Source organism: Paraburkholderia sp. RL18-085-BIA-A (assembly GCF_046027075.1).
In the GTDB taxonomy this organism is placed as follows: domain Bacteria; phylum Pseudomonadota; class Gammaproteobacteria; order Burkholderiales; family Burkholderiaceae; genus Paraburkholderia.
The window spans coordinates 75,809-94,733 of the sequence record NZ_JARESU010000007.1 but is presented as its reverse complement, the minus strand read 5'-3'; the positions used below and the strand labels follow the sequence as shown (position 1 = coordinate 94,733).

Annotated in this window: 18 protein-coding genes; 15 read left to right on the top strand and 3 right to left on the bottom strand. The window is 64.9% G+C overall.

Annotated elements, in window-relative coordinates; translation table 11 throughout:
- Nucleotides 1-20 precede the first annotated feature (20 nt).
- The 3 genes from P0D89_RS07055 (at nucleotide 21) to P0D89_RS07045 (ending at nucleotide 1,891) form a co-directional block, all read left to right on the top strand.
- On the top strand, nucleotides 21-635 hold the full coding sequence (locus P0D89_RS07055; RefSeq protein WP_408376277.1) for a cytochrome c oxidase assembly protein: 615 nt from the start codon (nucleotides 21-23) through the stop codon (nucleotides 633-635).
- Nucleotides 636-665: 30 nt separating this feature from the next.
- Nucleotides 666-875: a DUF2970 domain-containing protein gene (locus P0D89_RS07050; protein WP_408354219.1), complete on the top strand. Its 210-nt coding sequence runs from the start codon at nucleotides 666-668 to the stop codon at nucleotides 873-875.
- Nucleotides 876-1,033: 158 nt separating this feature from the next.
- Nucleotides 1,034-1,891, top strand: coding sequence for a cytochrome c oxidase subunit 3 (locus tag P0D89_RS07045; protein ID WP_408354216.1), 858 nt, complete (start codon nucleotides 1,034-1,036; stop codon nucleotides 1,889-1,891).
- A 165-nt stretch (nucleotides 1,892-2,056) separates the two neighbouring features.
- Here P0D89_RS07045 and P0D89_RS07040 read toward each other — a convergent pair whose 3' ends face one another.
- Nucleotides 2,057-2,266: a twin transmembrane helix small protein gene (locus P0D89_RS07040; protein WP_121316432.1), complete on the bottom strand. Its 210-nt coding sequence runs from the start codon at nucleotides 2,264-2,266 to the stop codon at nucleotides 2,057-2,059.
- A gap of 111 nt (nucleotides 2,267-2,377) precedes the next feature.
- On the opposite strand from P0D89_RS07040, the gene P0D89_RS07035 reads away from it, so the two are divergent.
- The 5 genes from P0D89_RS07035 (at nucleotide 2,378) to P0D89_RS07015 (ending at nucleotide 6,579) form a co-directional block, all read left to right on the top strand.
- Complete coding sequence (locus P0D89_RS07035) at nucleotides 2,378-3,094, top strand: SURF1 family protein (RefSeq protein ID WP_408376276.1); 717 nt, start codon at nucleotides 2,378-2,380, stop codon at nucleotides 3,092-3,094.
- A 155-nt stretch (nucleotides 3,095-3,249) separates the two neighbouring features.
- A complete protein-coding gene (locus P0D89_RS07030; RefSeq protein ID WP_408376275.1) occupies nucleotides 3,250-3,912 on the top strand; it encodes an SCO family protein in 663 nt (220 codons plus the stop codon).
- Nucleotides 3,913-3,934: 22 nt separating this feature from the next.
- Entirely contained in the window at nucleotides 3,935-5,044 is a 1,110-nt protein-coding gene (locus tag P0D89_RS07025; protein WP_408354207.1) for a COX15/CtaA family protein, read from the top strand.
- Between the two features lie 6 nt (nucleotides 5,045-5,050).
- Nucleotides 5,051-5,956: a heme o synthase gene (gene cyoE / locus P0D89_RS07020; protein ID WP_408376274.1), complete on the top strand. Its 906-nt coding sequence runs from the start codon at nucleotides 5,051-5,053 to the stop codon at nucleotides 5,954-5,956.
- Nucleotides 5,957-5,961: 5 nt separating this feature from the next.
- A complete protein-coding gene (locus P0D89_RS07015) occupies nucleotides 5,962-6,579 on the top strand; it encodes an SCO family protein (RefSeq protein WP_408376273.1) in 618 nt (205 codons plus the stop codon).
- Nucleotides 6,580-6,665: 86 nt separating this feature from the next.
- Here the strand turns inward: P0D89_RS07015 and P0D89_RS07010 are convergent, their stop codons facing one another.
- Complete coding sequence (locus P0D89_RS07010) at nucleotides 6,666-6,956, bottom strand: YciI family protein (RefSeq protein ID WP_408354199.1); 291 nt, start codon at nucleotides 6,954-6,956, stop codon at nucleotides 6,666-6,668.
- Between the two features lie 262 nt (nucleotides 6,957-7,218).
- On the opposite strand from P0D89_RS07010, the gene P0D89_RS07005 reads away from it, so the two are divergent.
- Nucleotides 7,219-9,051 carry a methyl-accepting chemotaxis protein gene (locus P0D89_RS07005; protein ID WP_408376272.1) on the top strand — a complete coding sequence of 611 codons (1,833 nt, stop codon included), beginning with the start codon at nucleotides 7,219-7,221 and terminating at the stop codon, nucleotides 9,049-9,051.
- A 214-nt stretch (nucleotides 9,052-9,265) separates the two neighbouring features.
- Nucleotides 9,266-10,078, top strand: a complete 813-nt coding sequence (locus P0D89_RS07000; RefSeq protein WP_408376271.1) for a MetQ/NlpA family ABC transporter substrate-binding protein — start codon at nucleotides 9,266-9,268, stop codon at nucleotides 10,076-10,078.
- A 51-nt stretch (nucleotides 10,079-10,129) separates the two neighbouring features.
- Here the strand turns inward: P0D89_RS07000 and P0D89_RS06995 are convergent, their stop codons facing one another.
- Entirely contained in the window at nucleotides 10,130-11,056 is a 927-nt protein-coding gene (locus P0D89_RS06995; RefSeq protein ID WP_408376270.1) for a bifunctional helix-turn-helix transcriptional regulator/GNAT family N-acetyltransferase, read from the bottom strand.
- 374 nt (nucleotides 11,057-11,430) lie between these two features.
- On the opposite strand from P0D89_RS06995, the gene P0D89_RS06990 reads away from it, so the two are divergent.
- The 5 genes from P0D89_RS06990 (at nucleotide 11,431) to nagE (ending at nucleotide 18,883) form a co-directional block, all read left to right on the top strand.
- Nucleotides 11,431-12,165, top strand: coding sequence for a GntR family transcriptional regulator (locus tag P0D89_RS06990; RefSeq protein WP_408354187.1), 735 nt, complete (start codon nucleotides 11,431-11,433; stop codon nucleotides 12,163-12,165).
- A gap of 123 nt (nucleotides 12,166-12,288) precedes the next feature.
- Nucleotides 12,289-13,392, top strand: a complete 1,104-nt coding sequence (gene nagA, locus P0D89_RS06985; RefSeq protein WP_408354184.1) for an N-acetylglucosamine-6-phosphate deacetylase — start codon at nucleotides 12,289-12,291, stop codon at nucleotides 13,390-13,392.
- Complete coding sequence (locus P0D89_RS06980; protein ID WP_408376331.1) at nucleotides 13,385-14,392, top strand: SIS domain-containing protein; 1,008 nt, start codon at nucleotides 13,385-13,387, stop codon at nucleotides 14,390-14,392. Before nagA ends, P0D89_RS06980 begins: the two co-directional genes overlap by 8 nt.
- A 38-nt stretch (nucleotides 14,393-14,430) precedes the next feature.
- A complete protein-coding gene (ptsP, locus tag P0D89_RS06975) occupies nucleotides 14,431-16,995 on the top strand; it encodes a phosphoenolpyruvate--protein phosphotransferase (protein WP_408376269.1) in 2,565 nt (854 codons plus the stop codon).
- A gap of 109 nt (nucleotides 16,996-17,104) precedes the next feature.
- Entirely contained in the window at nucleotides 17,105-18,883 is a 1,779-nt protein-coding gene (nagE, locus tag P0D89_RS06970; protein ID WP_408376268.1) for an N-acetylglucosamine-specific PTS transporter subunit IIBC, read from the top strand.
- The last annotated feature ends 42 nt before the right edge of the window (nucleotides 18,884-18,925 follow it).

The window sequence follows — 18,925 nt, the reverse complement described above, 5'->3', positions numbered from 1 at the left end:
CAGGTTTGTTGAGGATTGAGATGTCGACGCAACCGCCGGCTCAAGCCGACCGCTCTTTCAACCGTTCGATGCTGATCAAGCTGATCATCGTCGCGTTGATGATGTTCGGTTTCGGTTTCGCGCTGATACCGATGTATCGCGCGATCTGCCAGATCACCGGCATCAACAACCTCGTGCAGCGTGATGCAACGGCGCGCGAGGCGAAGAATACGCAAGTCGACATGAGCCGTACGATTTCGATCGAATTCGACGCGAACGCGCGCGGCCCATTGGGATTCAAGCCGGAACAGCGCAGCCTCGACGTGCATCCGGGCGAAGTGACGACGGTGATGTACGAAGTCAGCAACGAACAGGCCCGCACGATTCAGGCGCAAGCCATCCCGAGCTACGCGCCGAAGCAGGCCACCGAGTACTTCAAGAAGATCGAGTGTTTCTGCTTTACGCAGCAGACGTTGACGGCGAATCAGACCAGGCGTATGCCGGTGGTGTTCGTGGTCGATCCGAAGTTGCCGAAGGATGTGAAGACGATCACGTTGTCGTACACGTTCTTCGAATTGAACACGCCGGCAGCGGCGACGGCGGGGAGCGCGGCGCCCACGGCCAATACGGCGGCGACTTCCGCCAATCCCGCCTGACGGCGCGAGCCGCAGGCGAAGGAAGACGAGATGAGCGATAACGGCGGCAGCCCGCGCAAGAGCAGCTTTGGCCAGTCGATGCGTGCTGTGTTCTGGTCGTTTTTCGGCGTGCGCAAGCGGCGCGACCTGGAAGCGGATGCGTCGCAGCTGAACCCACTGCATGTGATTGCAGCAGCGTTGATTAGTACGGCAATCCTGATCGGCGTGCTGATTCTGGTTGTGCACGCCGTGGTGGGATAGACGTTCCGGCGCGCGAGCAGGGCAGCGCGAAGCAGACGGGTGAAGCAGGGCGGCCAAAGCAGGGCCCACGAATTAAAGTGAAGCGGTGCGGTATCGACGCGCCGCCGAAGATACAGCCGGAGATTCCGGAACAACTGGACTGAAGTGGAGAATCAAGAATGAGCGGTCAAAACGAGAGCCCGTACTATTTCGTACCGCATCCGTCGCGGCATCCGATCAGCGCCGCGGTCGGGTTGCTGGTCATGCTCGGATCGCTTGCGGCCTGGATCAACGAACATGACTGGGCGCCGATCGGCGTGGTCGCCGGCTTGTTGTGGCTGCTCTTTACGCTGTGGCACTGGTTCGGCGACGCGATCGCCGAGTCCGAAGGCGGCATGTACGGCAAGAATGTCGACAAGTCGTACCGCTGGAGCATGAGCTGGTTCATCTTCTCCGAGGTGATGTTTTTCGGCGCGTTCTTCGGTGCGCTGTTCTATGCTCGCGAAATCGCAATGCATCAGCTCGGCAGCCTCGACTACAAGCTGATCTGGCCGGATTTCTCGGCGGTGTGGCCGAACAACGGTCCGGCAGCGCTGGTGTCGACCTACAAGTCGATGCAGCCGTGGCCAGTGCCGACCATCAATACGGCGCTGCTGTTGTCGTCGGGCGCCACGCTGACGGTTTCGCACCATGCACTGCGTGAAAACCATCGCAAGAAGGCGATCATCTGGCTGGCGGCTACGCTGGTGCTGGGCGTCTGCTTCCTGTTCCTGCAAGGCTTCGAATACTTCCACGCGTACAACGAACTGAATCTGACGCTGGCGTCGGGTGTGTATGGTTCGACGTTCTTCCTGCTGACGGGCTTCCACGGTTTCCACGTGTTCCTCGGCGGCACGATGCTGGCCGTGGTGCTGGCGCGGTTGATCCGCGGTCACTTCACGGCGGAGCATCACTTTGCGTTCGAAGGCGCCGCTTGGTACTGGCACTTCGTGGACGTCGTGTGGCTCGGGCTGTACATCGTCGTGTACTGGCTGTAACGCAGTCTGGCCTGCGCCGACCGGCTATCCGCCGTGTGCACAGGCCGTTCGCGCAACATCCTTCGGGGCGGCGCGTAAGAGCAGTATGCAAGGACACAAGCAGCGCCGCCCTCGACCTGTCAGGGCGGCGTTTTATTTGGCGGCGCGGAAATTTTTCCGCCGGACTCAACGCCCGTAAGGAATACCGGTCGACTGAATCCAACCCATCCAGTGTGCGAACAGGATGAACAGGAACAGCGAGATAGACAGGCCGACCCGGGTAGCGAGCGACCAGACCATTCGCTTGGTTTTGCCCTTGTCATGCATCATGAAATACAGCGCCGACACCATGCTGGCGATGATCAGAGCGAAGGCAATGGGAACGAGAATGTGCATGGAACTGGCTGATACCAGGAAGCGCAGAGGCAAGAAGTTTATTATCGCACCGCGCGCGGGCGCTCGCCGTCGGCTCCGGTTGGCGTCGCAAGCAATGGCGGAGTGTGTTCGATGAAGATCCGCGTGATTCCCGCGCTGCTGATTCTGCTGGTGATCGTCGTGACCGTGCGGCTCGGTTTCTGGCAACGTGACCGCGCGCATGAGAAGGAAGCGCTCGAAGCGCACATCACGCAGTTCGAGAACGCACCCGCGCAGCCGGTGAGCGCCACGCCGGTCGAGTTGAAGGACATCGAATTTCATCGCGTGAAGGCGCGTGGCAGTTTTGTCGCGGACAAGGTCGTGTACCTGGATAATCGTCCGTATAACGATCAGCCGGGCTTTTACGTCGTGATGCCTTTTAAACTGGCAGACGGCGGCTACGTGCTGGTCAATCGCGGCTGGCTGCCGCGCAACGTGAGCAATCGCGAGACCATCGCGCCGTACACGACGCCGCAAGGCGAAATCGAGATCGAAGGGATCGCGCGCGCCGATGCGTCGCGCGCCTTCGAGTTGGGGCAGGGCGGATCGGCAGCGCATCAGTTGATCCGCCAGAATCTGGATATCGCCGCGTACGCCGCTGAAACCGGGCTGCCGCTGCAATCATTCGTGATTCAGCAATTGAGCGACGGCGGCGACAAACTGGTTCGCGACTGGCCCGCGCCAACTAGCGGCGTCGAGCGCAACTACGGTTATATGTTCCAGTGGTGGGGCATGGCGGCCGCGGCGTTGGCCTTCGGCCTGTACGCCGCGCGGCGCGCCGCGAGGAAAGAACGCGCGCCGGGCGCGTAAACCGGAAAGAACGCAGGCCAGTCAGTCGCGCAATAGGCAAGAACGCGCTCCGCGCGTAATGGGAAAATGCACGCGCCGCGCGCGTATCGCAGCACATGGGGCTCGCCGGTCCACCAAAGGCTGGCAAGCCGCGCAATCATTGAAAGAGGTCCGTAGTGTCGACGCAATCTCCCCGTTCGCCGCAAGCCGGCAAATCCGCCGCCCGCAAAGCGATGCCCGGTCAACCCAACGGCAAAGGCTCGTGGCAGCGCGGCCGCTGGATGCTGTTGCTGCTGGCGATCATCTGCGCCGCGCCGATCGCCGTGTCGTACTTCATGTACTACGTGATCAAGCCGACCGGCGGCAGCACGAGCTACGGCACGCTGGTCGAACCGCAACGGCCGATCCCCGAATCGCTCGTGGTCACCGGCGAGGACGGCAAGCCGGTGAAGCTCGCGACGCTGCGCGGCCACTGGCTGCTGATTTCGGTCGACAGCAGTGCGTGCGACAAAGCATGCGTCACCAAGCTCTACTTCATGCGACAAATCCGCGCAGCCCAGGGCCCGGAACGCGAGCGCGTAGTGGAAGTGTGGCTGCGCACCGATGCAGGCAACGTCGCCGACGTGATACAAACCGCCTATCCCGGCACCGAGATGCTGATCGCCGATCCGGCGCAGATATCCGCATGGCTGCCCGCCGACCAGGGCACGCAGATCACCGACCACCTCTACATGGTCGATCCGAACGGCAATCTGATGATGCGTTTCCCGAAAGATCCGAACCCCAGCAAGATCAAAGGCGACGTGACCAAGCTGCTCAAATGGTCGAGCATCGGCTGATGCCGCAACCAGGATAAGAAGGATGTTCGTATTGCAACTGGCCCTGATCGGCCTGTGTATTGCGTTGTTGCCGCTGTCCTACGTATGGGTCAAGGCCGACGACAACAAATTCCGCAAGCTGGTCTGGCTGACCACCTTCCTGACGCTCGATCTGGTGATGTTCGGCGGTTTCACTCGCCTGACCGATTCCGGCCTCGGCTGTCCCGACTGGCCGGGCTGCTACGGCACGTCGTCGCCGTTCATCGCGCACGCGGCGATTTCCGCCGCGCATCAGGCCATGCCCACCGGGCCGGTCAGCATGACGAAGGCCTGGATCGAAATGATCCACCGTTACTTCGCGATGGCGATCGGCGTGCTGATCATCGCGCAGACGATCATTGCCTGGACGGCGCGCATCAAGCGCCGTCCGTTGCACGTGTCGCCGTGGTGGCCGACCTCGCTGCTGCTGTTGATCCTCGTGCAGGGCGCATTCGGCGCGTGGACCGTGACGATGAAACTGCAGCCGGTCATCGTGACCACGCATCTGCTGCTCGGTCTCGCGCTGCTCGGTACGCTCGGCTGGCTGGCGGCGCGGCTCACGCCATTGCCCGCTTACGAGCCCGACGCCGCGCGCTGGCGTGTAGCGGCACTGGCGGGGTTGGCGCTGCTGGTCGCGCAAATCGCCTTGGGCGGCTGGGTCAGCACGAACTACGCGGTACTCGCTTGCACCGACTTTCCGACCTGCAACGGCCAATGGGTTCCGCCGATGGACTTCGCGCACGGCTTCCACCTGTGGCGTGCGCTCGGCATGACCGGCGACGGCGACGTGATCACCCAGGACGCGCTGGTGGCGATTCACTGGACGCATCGCACCTTTGCATTCGTGGTGATCGCCTATCTGCTGTGGTTCGCGCTGAAACTGCGCCGCTTCGAATCGCTGCGGCGGCCGGCGAACGGCGTGCTGCTGGTGGTGCTGGTCCAGTTCATCACGGGGCTCTCGAACATCGTCCTGCAATGGCCTTTGCCGATTGCGGTCGCGCATAACGGTGGGGCCGCGATCCTGCTGCTTTTGCTCGTTATGTTAAACTTTCGGATCGCTTATAGCCGTCCCGGCCGCGCCGTGCTCCCTGCGCGCGATGCCGCGCCAGCGTGACTCCACATGGACAGCACAACACTCTCCCAAACGCCCGGTAGCCGGGTCTCCCAGTACATCGCCCTGACGAAGCCGCGCGTCACGCAACTCGCCGTGTTCTGCGCCGTCATCGGCATGTTCCTGTCGACGCCCGGCATGGTGCCGTGGACGGTGCTGATCGGCGGCACCGTCGGCATCTGGCTGCTGGCCGGCGCCGCGTTTGCGATCAATTGCCTCGTCGAACAGAAAATCGACGCGAAAATGCGCCGCACTTCGTGGCGGCCGTCCGCGCGCGGCGAGATTACCACCGCGCAGATTCTGCTGTTTTCGGCAGTGCTCGGCGGCGTCGGCATGTGGACGCTTTACACGTTCGCCAATCCGCTGACCATGTGGCTCACGGTGGCCACCTTCGTCGGCTATGCGGTCATCTATACGCTGCTGCTCAAGCCAGCCACGCCGCAGAACATCGTGATCGGTGGCGCGTCGGGCGCGATGCCGCCGGCGCTCGGCTGGGCCGCGGTCACCGGCCACGTACCGGGCGACGCCTGGATTCTGGTGCTGATCATCTTCGTGTGGACGCCGCCGCATTTCTGGGCGCTCGCGCTGTATCGCCGCAAAGACTACGAAAACGCCGGTCTGCCGATGCTGCCGAACACGCACGGCGAAAAGTACACGCGTTTGCATATCCTGCTGTACACGATCATCCTGTTCGCGGTCACGCTGATGCCGTTCATCTCCGGCATGAGCGGCGTGGTGTATCTCGCGGCGGCGGTGCTGCTGGGCGCCGTGTTTCTCGCGTATGCGTGGAAGATCTATCGGGAGTACTCGGATGATCTTGCGCGCAGAACCTTCCGTTACTCGATCGTGTATCTGTCGCTGCTGTTCGCCGCGCTGCTGATCGACCACTATGCGCGCGTCGTGATCGGCGCGTAACACTCATGCTCAACAACCGCTTCGCGCGCGCGGCGCGTGCTGCTGTGATTGCTTGCGCGCTCGGCGGCGCCGTGCTGGCAGCGGGCTGCGGCAAGCAACCGCCCACGTTCCAGAATCTCGACATCACCGGCAATACCCAATTCGCGAGCGACTTCTCGCTGCCCGATACGTCCGGCAAAATCCGCACGATGGCGGATTACAAGGGCAAAGTAGTGGTGCTGTTCTTCGGCTACACGCATTGCCCGGATGTCTGTCCGACCACCATGGCGGAGCTTTCGCAGGCGTTGCAACAACTCGGTCCGGAGGACGCGAAGCGCGTGCAGGTGCTGTTCGTCACCGTGGATCCCGAGCGCGACACGCCGACTTTGCTCGCGCAATACGTGCCGGCGTTCAATCCGACCTTCGTCGGCTTGCGGCCGGCCGATGACGCCCAACTCGCCAAGGTCGCGAAAGACTTCCGCGTGTACTACGCGAAGGTGCCGGGCAAGACGCCCGACAGCTACACGATGGATCACACGGCGGCGAGCTACGTGTTCGACACCCAAGGCAAGCTGCGTCTGTTCGCGCGTGACGGCCAGGGCGCCACGCCGTGGGTGCATGATATCAAGTTGCTGCTCGACTGATACGCGGCAAAATTTAGATGGGCGCGTGACCCGAGCACGCGTCCATTTTCAAATCCCCTCGCCGTAACGCAACTTTCGCCCAACCCTCAAGCCGGCATCGGCAAATTCAAACCAGGCGCGAGACGCGTCGTCTTGAACTCCGTCACTTCGTAACGCGCGAGCTGCTGCTGCGCAAACGGGTCGCTGGCGAGGATCTGGTCCAGCTTGTCGCGCTCGATGCGCACCGCCAGAATGATGCCGCCGTCGCGCGGCACTTTCGGCCCGGCGGCCACGAACACGCCCGCTTCGAACTGCTTCGCCAGAAACGCGCGATGCGCGTCCAGTGCGTCGTCGATGCGTTCGAGCGATGCGGTGTAGATAAGGTTGATCACGTACATGAGCGCTCTCGCAGGCAATGGAATGGGCCGCGCGCGCTTCACGCCGCATGCGCGGCGGCGGGTTTGAATTATCGGTCAGCGGACGTTTTGTTGCGCGCAATCAAGACGAGCGTGTGCCGCCGCCGTACAACGCAGCCCGTTTCCCGCCGCCTCTCTCAAGTTGATCTCGCGCCGTGCCGATATACCTACGGCAATCGTTTGCGCTCAACGCGACGCCGCAAACGGAACACGGACCACGATCACACGAGAGAGACCACAACAAATGAGCAGGATGAGTCTGAATCGCAAACTGTGGCTGTCGCTCGCGCTCGTATGGCTGGCGCTGCTTGGCGTCGGGATGTGGAGCGCGGTCGAAACGCGCAGCACCATGCTGGCCGAGCGCAAGGCGGGCATGGTGAACCTCGTCGAGGCGGCGCAGGGTGTCGTGAGCGGCTACTACGCGCTGTCGCAGAGCGGCAAGATGAGCGAGGCCGACGCGCAGCGCGAAGCGCTCGCACGGCTTGCCACGATGCGCTATGGCGAGTCCGGTTACCTGTTCGTGATGGACTCGAAGCCGGTCGTGCTGATGCATCCGACGCTGCCGCAAATGACCGGCAAGCCGGTCGGCGATTTCAAGGACCCGGACGGCAAGCTGCTGTACCTGGCGATCGTCGACGCGGCCAAGGCGAGCGGGCGCGGTTTCGCGGAGTATCGCGGACGTCTGCCGCACAGCGAAACGGCGGTGCCGAAAATCAGTTACGTGGTGCGTTTCGCGCCGTGGGACTGGAACATCACGAGCGGCGTGTTCATCAAGGACATCGACACGGTGTACTACGAGACGCTGCTCGGCCACCTCGTCGTCGTGCTGGTGATCGGCGCGATCATTTCGCTGGCGATGGTGCTGATCATCCGCAACGTGCGCGCGAGTCTCGGCGGCGAGCCGGATCAGGCGGCGCGGCTGGCGGCCAGCATCGCGCAGGGCGATCTGACGCAAGTGGTCGAGGTGCGTCCGCACGACACCACCAGCATGATGGCCGCGATGCATGAGATGCAGGACCGTTTGCAGCGCACGATCGGCGAGATCCGGCGTTCGGCGGAATCGATCGCGTTGGCGACGCAGCAGATTGCAGCCGGCAATGGCGATCTGTCGCAACGCACGGAGCAGCAGGCGGCGTCGCTGCAGGAGACCGCGGCGAGCATGGAAGAACTGACCGCGACGGTCAAGCAGAACGCCGACAACGCGCGCCAGGCGAGCGGGCTCGCGCACAACGCGTCCGAAATCGCGACCCGCGGCAACGACGTGGTGAGCCGCGTGATCGGCACGATGGGCGAGATCAACGATAGCTCGCGGCAGATTGCGGAGATCATCGGTGTGATCGAAGGCATCGCGTTCCAGACCAATATTCTCGCGCTGAACGCGGCGGTGGAAGCGGCGCGCGCCGGCGAACAGGGGCGCGGCTTCGCGGTGGTCGCGGGCGAGGTGCGCAGCCTCGCGCAGCGCTCGGCGACGGCGGCCAAGGAGATCAAGCTGTTGATCAGCGCGTCGGTCGAGCGCGTAAACAACGGCTCGACGCTGGTCCAGCAGGCCGGCACGACGATGGGCGAGATTCTGCAGGCGGTGCAGCGCGTCACCGACATCATGGGCGAGATCGCGGCGGCGTCGGAGGAGCAGAGCAGCGGCATCTCGCAGGTGGGCCGCGCCGTCACGCAGATGGACGAAGTCACCCAGCAGAACGCCGCACTGGTCGAGCAGGCAGCGGCCGCGGCGGCTTCGCTGCAGGATCAGGCCGGGCGTTTGCGCGACACGGTGAGCGCGTTTCGCGTGAATGGCGCGGCCGCCGCGAGCGAGCTCGCGGTTGCAGGGACAGCGCGCGGAGCGGCGCCGGCGGCGCAGCCGGCCGCATCACGGGAGAGCGGCGCGGCGGTTCAGGCCAAAGCGTCGGCGCGCACCGAACCGAAGCTGCCTGCGCCTGCGGCTGCATCGGCCTCTGCCGCGCCTGCTGTCGCATCGGCCCGCACGAGGCTTGTGACGGCGCGCCCGCCTGCCGACGCGACAAAGTCCGCCCCCACGACAGTCACCCGCATCGCCGCCGACAGCGACTGGACCACCTTCTAACCACGCCGCCGACCGCGTGCCGGTAGTCCCGCACGCGGCCCCGCGCCGCTTCATACGCATATCCATATGCGATCGTGATATTTCCCATCTTACTGTGCATATGAGACCATTTAGGGTCCAGTTGGCGGCGCACTCGCATCCGCGCGTGCCACACCCGGCTTCCCCTCGGATCTGACACCGATCAGAGAATCGAATTAGAAACAGCGAGAATTACATGCAGCGCAGAAACATCCTCAAAGCCCTCTCCGCAGTGGTCGCCGGCGCGGCGATCCTCGCCAGCTTCGGCGCGCACGCCGACGACAAAGTCATCAAGGTCGGCACTATCGGCGGCCCGGATGCGCAAATCTGGGAAGTCGTCACGAAAGTGGCGAAGCGTGAAGGCCTGAACGTGAAGGTCGTCGAATTCAACGACTACGTGCAGCCGAATGCCGCCCTCGACGCAGGTGACCTCGACGCGAACAGCTTCCAGCACCAGCCGTACCTCGATAGCCAGATCAAGCAGCGCGGCTACAAGCTCGTCAATGCCGGCCTCACGTACATCTCGCCGCTCGGCGTCTACTCGAAGAAGCTGAAGTCGCTGAAGGATCTGCCGCAGGGTGCGAAGGTCGCGGTGCCGAACGATCCGTCGAACGAAAACCGCGCGCTGTTGTTGCTACAGGCGCAGGGCCTGATCAAGCTGAAGGCTGACGCGGGCACCGGCGGCAACAACGCCACGCCGCTCGACATCGCCGAGAATCCGAAGAAGATCAAGTTCGTCGAACTCGACGCCGCGCAACTGCCGCGTTCGCTATCGGATGTCGACGCCGCCGTGATCAACACGAACTTCGCGCTGGCCGCCGGCCTGCAGCCGACCAAGGATGCAATCGCGCTGGAAGACATCCACAGCCCGTACGCGAACCTGATCGCCGTGCGCGCGCAGGACAAGGACAAGCCGTGGGTCAAGAAGCTGGTCGCGGCTTACCAGTCGGAAGACGTGCGCCAGTTCATCAAGACTCAGTTCAAAGGTTCGATGGTACCGTCGTTCTAAGCGACGCATGCCAGCCAGGCGCGTGCGGCCCCATGGACGCCGCGCCTGCCGCTACAACTCCAGTTCCCATCTTTCGATCGTCAGATCCTTGCCGAAGCGGCGCTGGGCCGCCGTGCCGGCAAGCCTGAAGCCGGCGCGCTCGCAGAGCCGCCGCAGTTGCGCGAGCGTGCTGGCGGTCGTCAGCGTGAGCTTCGTGTAGCCCGCGCGCCGCGCGAACCGCACGCATTCGCTGAGCAATTGCGTGCCGATGCCGAGGCGCCGCATGTCCGGCTCGGCCCATAGCAGGCGCACCCCCGCCACCGTCGTCGATACCCCGACGACGCACGCCGAACCCACCACCATGCCGCTCTGGTCGGCGATCCAGCACATCTCGCGGACCGCATCGTTGCGCTGCGTGTAGTCCGCCACGACGCGCGCCAGCAATCCCTCGAACGATTGATCCCAGCCGTATTCCGCGGCGAACCACTGCGCCTGGCGATGCACGAGCCAGCCGCATTCGCCAGCGCGCGGCTGGCGCAGTATTACGAGTTCGTGGTTCGGTGTGTCGCCGAGCAACCGCTCGATGAGCTTCATTGCGGCGATCAGCTGTTCCTGGGAAAGCGCGCTGAGGCCGCCGAGCAAGGCCAACACTTCATCGACGGCGGCGGTATCGAGCGGCTCATAGGCCGCGTGCCCGGCGGCGGTGAGAGCGATCAGCGACTGGCGCGCGTCCCAGTCGGACGGCCGGCGCGTGATCAGGTCGCGCCGTTCGAAGCTGGTCAGCAGGCGGCTGAGATAGCCGCTGTCGAGACCGAGGGTCCGGCCGAGCGCCGAAGCTGTTTGCGCACGTGCGCGGGAGAGTTCGTGCAGCACGCGCACTTCGGTCAAGGAGAACGCGCTCTTCGCCAGATGCTCATGCAGGGCACCAATGTACTGCACGTAGAAACGGTTGAAATGGCGGACGGCCTGAGCGCGTCGCAGCGCCTCGGAATCAGTCAAATGCTGCTCCCCCGGGGAATGTTTATGACTTGTTATCCGCACTATATTGGAACGCCTGTCGAGAAAAAAGCCACGCCGGCAATCACCTCAGCTAACTGGTATTAAAAAGGTACCTTTGAGGAGGCTCCCGGCCAGTCTCCGTAAGAGCCACTGCGACGCGCGCCGGTACTCTCCAGACGGCCCAATACGGGTAAGTCCTTAGCGCGAAAATACCGCCCGCGCAGCCCTCTCGCACCCTTGCGAGCCTTATCCCGCAAGGCTTTGCACCTCGTCATACCAGCATGGAACCAGTCGGTTGACTGGTATTATGTTGGTTATATAATGGGCTCTCATTTTTCGTAGGCCGACCTCTTCGCAACGGCCGCCGGAGTCCCATGGAAACTCGCTGGTCCGCACTGATGCCTGACGCCCGCAACGTCACGCCGCTCTATTTGCAGCTTGCGCGCAATCTGGCGACGGCGATCCATTGCGGCGTGTGGTCGGCCGGCGAAGCGCTGCCGTCGGAGCGCACGCTGTCGGACGCGATCGGCGTGTCGCGCATCACCGCGCGCAAGGCGATCGAACTGCTGGTCGAGCAGGGCTTGATCCGGCGCGCGCGCGGTGCGGGCAGCTTCATCACGCCGCGCGTCGAAGATCCGCTGTCGCGCCTCACCGGTTTCACGAAGAAGATGCAGCAGCGCGGTTTCCGGCCGGATTCGGTGTGGCTGGAGCGCGCCATCCGCGCCGCCAACCGCGACGAGCTGGTGCACCTCGGGCTCTCGCCGGGCGCGGCGGTCGCGAGTCTGCGCCGGCTGCGGCGCGCGGACGGCATCGTCATGGCGGTCGAGCATTCGGCGCTGCCGGCGGCGATCGTGCCGGACCCGCAGGCGATCGGCGTATCGCTTTACAGCTTTCTGGAACAACGCGGCGCGGCGGTCGTGCGCGCGTTGCAGCACTTCCGCGCGGTCAACGCGTCGAGCGAGATCGCCTCGTTGATGGACATCGAACCGCGCACGGCACTGCTGGTCATTACCCGTATCGGGTATAGCGCCGATCAGCGCGCAATCGAGCTGACCGACACCTATTGCCGCGACGACTACTACGACTTCGTCGCCGAATTGCGCACCTGAATTGCGAGCCTGGCCTGGCAGCGCGGCCAGCCGATAGAGAGTGCAGAAGTGGCTAAAGCGATAGAAGCGGCGCCGGCAAGCGCAATTCAGTCACACCCGTATCACGTCTTACCAGAGAGACTCATGCTGACCGGAAACATACTCACCACCGATGGGTGGATTCACGGCACGCTCGAATACGAAAACGGCCGTATCACGGCGCTCACCGGCGAACGGGTCGATCCGTCGACCAACGACGCGCCGTACATCCTGCCCGGCTTCATCGATCTGCACGTGCATGGCGGCGGCGGTTCCGACGTGATGGAAGCCGGCGACGCGATCGAAGTCATTGCCCGCACGCATGCGCGCTACGGCACGACCAGCCTGCTCGCCACCACGATGACCGCACCGCGCGACGAACTGATGAACGTGGTCGCCGGTCTGGGCAACAACGCCAAGGTGCGCACGCCGGGCGGCGCGCGCGTGCTCGGCGTGCACCTGGAAGGGCCGTACATCAACCCCGGCAAGCTCGGCGCGCAACCGGACGCGGCGGTCTCTGCGGTGATGGACGAAGTGCTGAAGTATCTGTCGATCGCGCCGATCCGCGTGGTCACGCTGGCGCCGGAAATCGCCGGCCATATGGAGATCATCTCCGCGATGGCGGCGCGCGGCGTGCGCGTGCAGCTCGGCCATTCGCTCGGCACCTACGACGACGCGGTCGCCGCGCTCAAGCACGGCGCGTGCGGTTTCACGCATCTGTTCAACGCGATGTCGCCGCTGCATCACCGCAATCCTGGGCTCGTCGGCGCGGCGCTCGCGCATGCCGAGTTCGCCGAAATCATTCCCGACCTGCTGCACGTTCATCCGGGCGCGATCCGCGCCGCATTGCGCGCGATCCCGCGCCTGTACGTGGTGACGGACAGCACCTCGGCCACCGGCATGCCCGACGGCGAATACCGCCTCGGCAGCCAGCACGTGACGAAGTGCCTGGGCGGCGTGCGTCTTGCCGACGGCACGCTCGCCGGCAGCACCCTGACGATGGATCAGGCGCTGCGCAATCTCGTATCGATCGGCCTGCCGATCGCCGATGTATCAAACCGTCTGTCGCGCTACGCCGCCGACTATCTCGGTCTCGAGGACCGCGGCCGGATCGCGCGCGGCGCGTGGGCCGATGTGGTCGTGTTCGATCGTGAACTGGCGTTGACCGCGACTTACGTCGAAGGAGAAGCAATTGTCGAATATGCTTAAAGAAGCGCTGGCGTCCGCTGAAACGGTCGCCGCGCAACTCACGGACACCTCGCGCGTCGCGGCCCTCGCGGCGAAGCTGGCTGAACAGCCGCGCCACGTCGCGCTGACTGTCGCGCGCGGCAGCTCGGATCATGCGGCGAGCTACTTCGCCAGCCTGACGATGAGCCGCCTCGGCGTGCCGGTCGCGTCGCTGCCGATGTCGGTCGCGACCCTGCAACAGGCGCCGTTGCAGGTGCGCGATCAGCTCGCGCTGGCGTTCTCGCAATCGGGCAAGAGCCCGGACCTGGTCGGCACGATGACGGCGCTGCGCAATGCAGGCGCGTTGACCGTTGCCGCCGTGAACGCGCCGAACTCGCCGTTGGCCGATGCTTGCGAATGGCAACTGCCGCTCGTCGCCGGCCCGGAACTGAGCGTCGCGGCCACCAAGAGCTATATCGCGATGCTGTCGATCTCCGCGCAACTGGTCGCGCATTGGCAGAAGGATGCCGAACTGCTCGGCGCGTTGAACACGCTGCCCGAGGCACTGGAGCGCGCAGGCAAGCTCGACTGGTCGAAGGCCGTCGACGAACTGCGCGGCATCGAGCGCATGATCGTGATCGGCCGCGGTCTGGGTCTCGCGATCGCGCAGGAAGCCGCGCTCAAGCTGAAGGAAACCTCCGGCATTCAGGCCGAAGCGTTTTCGAGCGCGGAAGTGCGTCACGGTCCGATGGAACTGATCGACCGCGATTACCCGTTGCTGGTGTTCGCCCCGCGCGGACCAGAACAGGCGGGTCTGCTGCAACTCGCGCACGACATGCGGGCGCGCGGCGCGCGCGTGCTGCTCGCCGCGCCGGACGACGTGCCCGAGGCCACCTTGCCGCTGGCCGCCACCGCTCACGCGGCGCTCGACCCGATCGCCGCCATCCTGTCCTTTTACGTGATGGCCGCCGGCCTTGCCGCCGCGCGCGGGCGCGATCCAGACGCGCCGCGTCATCTCAACAAAGTCACCGAAACTCACTGAAGAGAAATCAGATGCGACGTGTCGAGGAGTCCCGTTTGATGAGCCATTCTGAAGGCCATATTGTTTTGCTCGCGCCGCTGACCGGTCCGGTCGTGCCGCTCGCGAACGTGCCCGACCCGGTGTTTTCGGGTGGCATGTTCGGCGACGGCATCGGCGTCGATCCGCTGGAAGGGCGGCTCGTCGCGCCATGCGACGGCACCGTCACCCATCTCGCGCGCACCGGTCATGCGGTTACGCTCGCGACCGCCGAAGGCGCGGAGATTTTGCTGCACATCGGTATCGACACGGTCGAGCTGAACGGCAAAGGTTTTGCGCCGATGGTCGAGCAGGGCGCGCAGGTGCGTGCCGGCGACGTGCTGATCGAGTTCGATCAGGACCAGGTGGCGTTGAATGCGCCGAGCCTCGTGTCGGTGATCGCGATTGCCAATTCGGACGCGTTCGAGATCGTCGAGCGTGCGCAACGCGGCTTGCTGAAGGCGGGTGAAACGTCGCTGCTGGTGCTGCGCGCCCGCGACGGCGCGGCGGCCGACGCGGCGCGCCAGGCGAGCGCGACGAACGTGACCGAGGAAGCTCGTCTCCAGGTCAAGCTGGTTCACGCGGGTGGTCTGCATGCGCGGCCCGCCGCGCGTGCGCGCGAAGCGGCGCGCGGTTTCGACGCGCGCGTCGAAGTGCGTTATGAGGGGCGCAAGGCGGCGATCGAAAGCGTGGTCGGTCTGCTCGGTCTCGGAGCGGGCGAAGGCGCGAGCGTCGAGTTGCTCGGCGTCGGCCCGCAAGCCAAAGCCGCGGTCGACGCGGTTGCTCACGAACTGACGCGCGAAGCGCACGGCGAAGTCGAAGAGAAACCGGCACGTCAAAGCTCGCCGGCGCCGCAAGCGGTGCCGCGTCCGGCGGGCGAAGCGCTCGCGCCGAATACGCTCGCGGGCGTTTGCGCGGCGCCGGGCATCGCGGTCGGCAAGCTGGTGCGCTGGGATGACGCGGACACCGATCCGCCGGAACAGGCGAACGGCACGTCCGCTGCGGAGAGCCGCCTGCTCGACAAGGCGATCGCCACCGTCGATGCCGATCTCGACACGACCGTGCGCGACGCGTCGCAACGCGGCGCGCACGGCGAAGCGGGGATTTTCGCGGTGCATCGCGTGCTGCTGGAAGATCCGACGCTGCTCGACGCCGCGCGCGATCTGATCAGTCTCGGCAAGAGCGCCGGCTTTGCGTGGCGCGACGCGATCCGCGCACAGATCGCAATCCTGAGCAATATCGAAGACGCGTTGCTCGCTGAACGTGCCGCCGATCTGCGCGATATCGAAAAACGCGTGCTGCGCGCGCTCGGTTATACGAACGCGGCGGCGCGCACGCTGCCGGAAGAAGCCGTGCTCGCGGCTGAGGAGTTCACGCCGTCCGACCTGTCGTCGCTGGATCGCTCGCGCGTCACCGCACTGGTGATGGCGCGCGGCGGCGCGACCTCGCACGCGGCGATTCTCGCGCGCCAGGCGGGCATTCCCGCGCTGGTCGCGGTCGGCGATGCGTTGCATGCGATTCCTCAAGGCGCGCAAGTGGTGGTGAACGCCAGCACGGGGCGCCTCGAATTTGCGCCGACCGAGCTCGACGTCGAGCGTGCGCGTCGGGAGCGCAGCCGCCTCGCCGACGTGCGCGAAGCGAATCGCCGCACTTCGCAGCAGGCCGCGGTGACCGCCGATGGCCGCGCGATCGAGGTAGCCGCGAACATCGCCACGCTCGACGACGCGAAAGCCGCCGTCGACAACGGCGCCGATTCGGTCGGCCTGTTGCGTACCGAATTGCTGTTCATCCATCGCGCGGCTGCGCCGAGCACCGACGAACATCGTCAGAGCTACCAGTCGATCGTCGATGCATTGAGCGGCCGCACCGCGATCATCCGCACGCTGGATGTCGGCGCGGACAAGGAAGTCGACTATCTGACGCTGCCGCCCGAACCGAATCCGGCGCTCGGCCTGCGCGGCATTCGCCTCGCTCAGGTGCGCCCGGATCTGCTCGACGATCAGTTGCGCGGCCTGCTCTCGGTGCAGCCGCTCGGCGCCGTGCGCATCCTGCTGCCGATGGTCACCGATGTCGGCGAACTGATCCGCATCCGCAAGCGTATCGATGAATTGGCGCACGAAGCGGGCCGCACGGAACCGATCGAAGTAGGCGTGATGATCGAAGTGCCGTCGGCGGCGCTGCTGGCGGATCAACTGGCGCGGCACGCGGACTTCCTGTCGATCGGTACCAACGATCTGACGCAGTACACGCTCGCGATGGACCGCTGCCAGGCCGATCTCGCCGCGCAAGCCGACGGCCTGCACCCGGCCGTATTGCGCCTGATTGCGGCCGCCGTGCAAGGCGCGGACAAGCATGGCAAATGGGTCGGCGTGTGCGGCGCGCTGGCGGGCGATCCGCTCGCGATGCCGCTGCTCGTCGGCCTCGGCGTGACCGAGCTGTCGGTGGACCCGGTGTCGGTGCCGGGCATCAAGGCGCGCGTGCGCAACCTCGATTATCAGCTGTGCCGTCAGCGCGCCCAGGATGCCCTGGCGCTCGAATCGGCGCAGGCGGTAAGAGCAGCAAGCCGCGAAACCTGGCCTCTGGACTGAACCCCACACGGTCCATAGCCCGCTTCGCACAGTGTTTAGGTATAGCAAGAAAACTCGCAACAAAACTCAACGACGAAGTTCGACCACGAGACAAGGATTGGAGATATCAATGGATGGGAATCCGTTTCTGAAGATTCAGCGCCTGGGACGCGCGCTGATGCTGCCTATCGCGGTGCTGCCGGTTGCCGGCCTGCTGCTGCGCCTGGGCCAGCCCGATGTGTTCAACATCAAGATGATCGCCGACGCCGGCGGCGCGATCTTCGACAACCTGCCGCTGCTATTCGCGATCGGCGTGGCGGTCGGTTTCGCGAAAGACAACAACGGGGTGGCGGGTCTCGCGGGTGCGATCGGTTATCTGGTCCAGATCGCGGTGATGAAGGATATGAACGACAAGCTCAACATGGGCGTGCTGTCGGGTATCGTCGCGGGTATCGTCGCGGGCTTGCTGTACAACCGGTACAAGGACATCAAGCTGCCCGACTACCTCGCGTTCTTCGGAGGGAAACGCTTCGTGCCGATTGCCACGGGGGTGGTCTGTCTCGGGCTAGGCATTGCGTTCGGCTACGTGTGGCAGCCGGTGCAGGCCGTGATCGATACAGCCGGCCACTGGCTGACCACCGCGGGCGCGTTCGGCGCATTCGTGTTCGGCGTGCTGAACCGGCTGCTGCTCGTGACGGGTTTGCATCACATCCTCAATTCGCTGACGTGGTTCGTGTTCGGCACCTTCACGCCGCCGGGCGGCGCCGCCGTGACGGGTGACCTGCACCGCTTCTTCGCGGGCGACCCGACTGCGGGCACGTTCATGACGGGCTTCTTCCCGGTGATGATGTTCGGCCTGCCGGCCGCGTGTCTCGCGATGTTCCATGAAGCGCCGAAGGAGCGCCGCGCGATGGTCGGCGGCCTGCTGTTCTCGATGGCGCTGACCTCGTTCCTGACGGGCGTGACCGAGCCGATCGAATTCAGCTTCATGTTCCTCGCTCCGGTGCTGTACGTGATCCATGCGCTGCTGACCGGGCTGTCGCTCGCGATCTGTTCGGCGCTCGGCATTCACCTCGGCTTCACGTTCTCCGCCGGCGCAATCGACTACGTGCTGAACTATGGCCTGTCGACCAAAGGCTGGTGGGCGATTCCGCTCGGTCTGGCCTACTCGGTGGTGTACTACGGGCTGTTCCGCTTCTTCATCCGCAAGTTCAACATGGCGACGCCGGGTCGCGAACCCGCGGCCGCCGACGAGCAGGTTGATTCGTTCGCGGCGGGCGGCTTCGTGTCGCCGGCAGCCGGTGCAGCCGTGCCGCGCGCGCAGCGCTATATCGCGGCGCTTGGCGGCGCGTCGAATCTGTCGATGGTGGATGCCTGCACGACGCGTCTGCGTCTGTCGGTGGTCGATTCGAACAAGGTTTCCGAGAGCGAACTGAAGTCGATCGGCGCACGCGGCGTGCTCAAGCGCGGCGCGACCAACGTGCAGGTGATCATCGGACCGGAAGCGGACATCATCGCGGATGAGATGCGCACGGTGATCGCGCAAGGTGGTGGCAATACGGTGAAGGTGGATGCTCCTGCTGCTGTGGCTGCACCCGCGGCACCTGCAACCGCGCCTACCGCTCCGGACGCGCAAGGCGGTCCGCTCGACCCGGACCCGCTGCGTTGGCTCGCCGTGTTCGGCGGCGCGGGCAACGTGGTGTCGCTGGATGCGGTGGCGTCGACGCGTCTGCGTATCGTCGTGCGCGATCCGTCGGTGGTCGATCGCCAGCGTCTCGCTGCGCTCGACACCGCATGGGTCTCCGCCGACACGTTCCATATCGTCGTCGGCGAGGCTGCGCAGCGCTACGCCGCGAAGCTGGCGACGCGCATGCCGCAAAGCGGCGGCGCGACTCCGTTGCCGGCGTAACGCAAGCGGTGCCAGGCAAGCGCACCGCGCTGCCTGGCGTTC

Excerpts from the sequence above, each read along its gene's own strand:
- P0D89_RS06990 (WP_408354187.1), top strand. The coding sequence starts at position 11,431 with ATGGAAACTCGCTGGTCCGCACTGATGCCTGACGCCCGCAACGTCACG.
- P0D89_RS07000 (WP_408376271.1), top strand. The coding sequence starts at position 9,266 with ATGCAGCGCAGAAACATCCTCAAAGCCCTCTCCGCAGTGGTCGCCGGC.
- nagA (WP_408354184.1), top strand. The coding sequence starts at position 12,289 with ATGCTGACCGGAAACATACTCACCACCGATGGGTGGATTCACGGCACG.
- P0D89_RS07005 (WP_408376272.1), top strand. The coding sequence starts at position 7,219 with ATGAGCAGGATGAGTCTGAATCGCAAACTGTGGCTGTCGCTCGCGCTC.
- P0D89_RS07015 (WP_408376273.1), top strand. The coding sequence starts at position 5,962 with ATGCTCAACAACCGCTTCGCGCGCGCGGCGCGTGCTGCTGTGATTGCT.
- P0D89_RS07045 (WP_408354216.1), top strand. The coding sequence starts at position 1,034 with ATGAGCGGTCAAAACGAGAGCCCGTACTATTTCGTACCGCATCCGTCG.
- nagE (WP_408376268.1), top strand. The coding sequence starts at position 17,105 with ATGGATGGGAATCCGTTTCTGAAGATTCAGCGCCTGGGACGCGCGCTG.
- P0D89_RS07055 (WP_408376277.1), top strand. The coding sequence starts at position 21 with ATGTCGACGCAACCGCCGGCTCAAGCCGACCGCTCTTTCAACCGTTCG.
- P0D89_RS06980 (WP_408376331.1), top strand. The coding sequence starts at position 13,385 with ATGCTTAAAGAAGCGCTGGCGTCCGCTGAAACGGTCGCCGCGCAACTC.
- P0D89_RS07035 (WP_408376276.1), top strand. The coding sequence starts at position 2,378 with ATGAAGATCCGCGTGATTCCCGCGCTGCTGATTCTGCTGGTGATCGTC.
- ptsP (WP_408376269.1), top strand. The coding sequence starts at position 14,431 with ATGAGCCATTCTGAAGGCCATATTGTTTTGCTCGCGCCGCTGACCGGT.
- P0D89_RS07040 (WP_121316432.1), bottom strand. The coding sequence starts at position 2,266 with ATGCACATTCTCGTTCCCATTGCCTTCGCTCTGATCATCGCCAGCATG.
- P0D89_RS07050 (WP_408354219.1), top strand. The coding sequence starts at position 666 with ATGAGCGATAACGGCGGCAGCCCGCGCAAGAGCAGCTTTGGCCAGTCG.
- cyoE (WP_408376274.1), top strand. The coding sequence starts at position 5,051 with ATGGACAGCACAACACTCTCCCAAACGCCCGGTAGCCGGGTCTCCCAG.
- P0D89_RS07010 (WP_408354199.1), bottom strand. The coding sequence starts at position 6,956 with ATGTACGTGATCAACCTTATCTACACCGCATCGCTCGAACGCATCGAC.
- P0D89_RS07025 (WP_408354207.1), top strand. The coding sequence starts at position 3,935 with ATGTTCGTATTGCAACTGGCCCTGATCGGCCTGTGTATTGCGTTGTTG.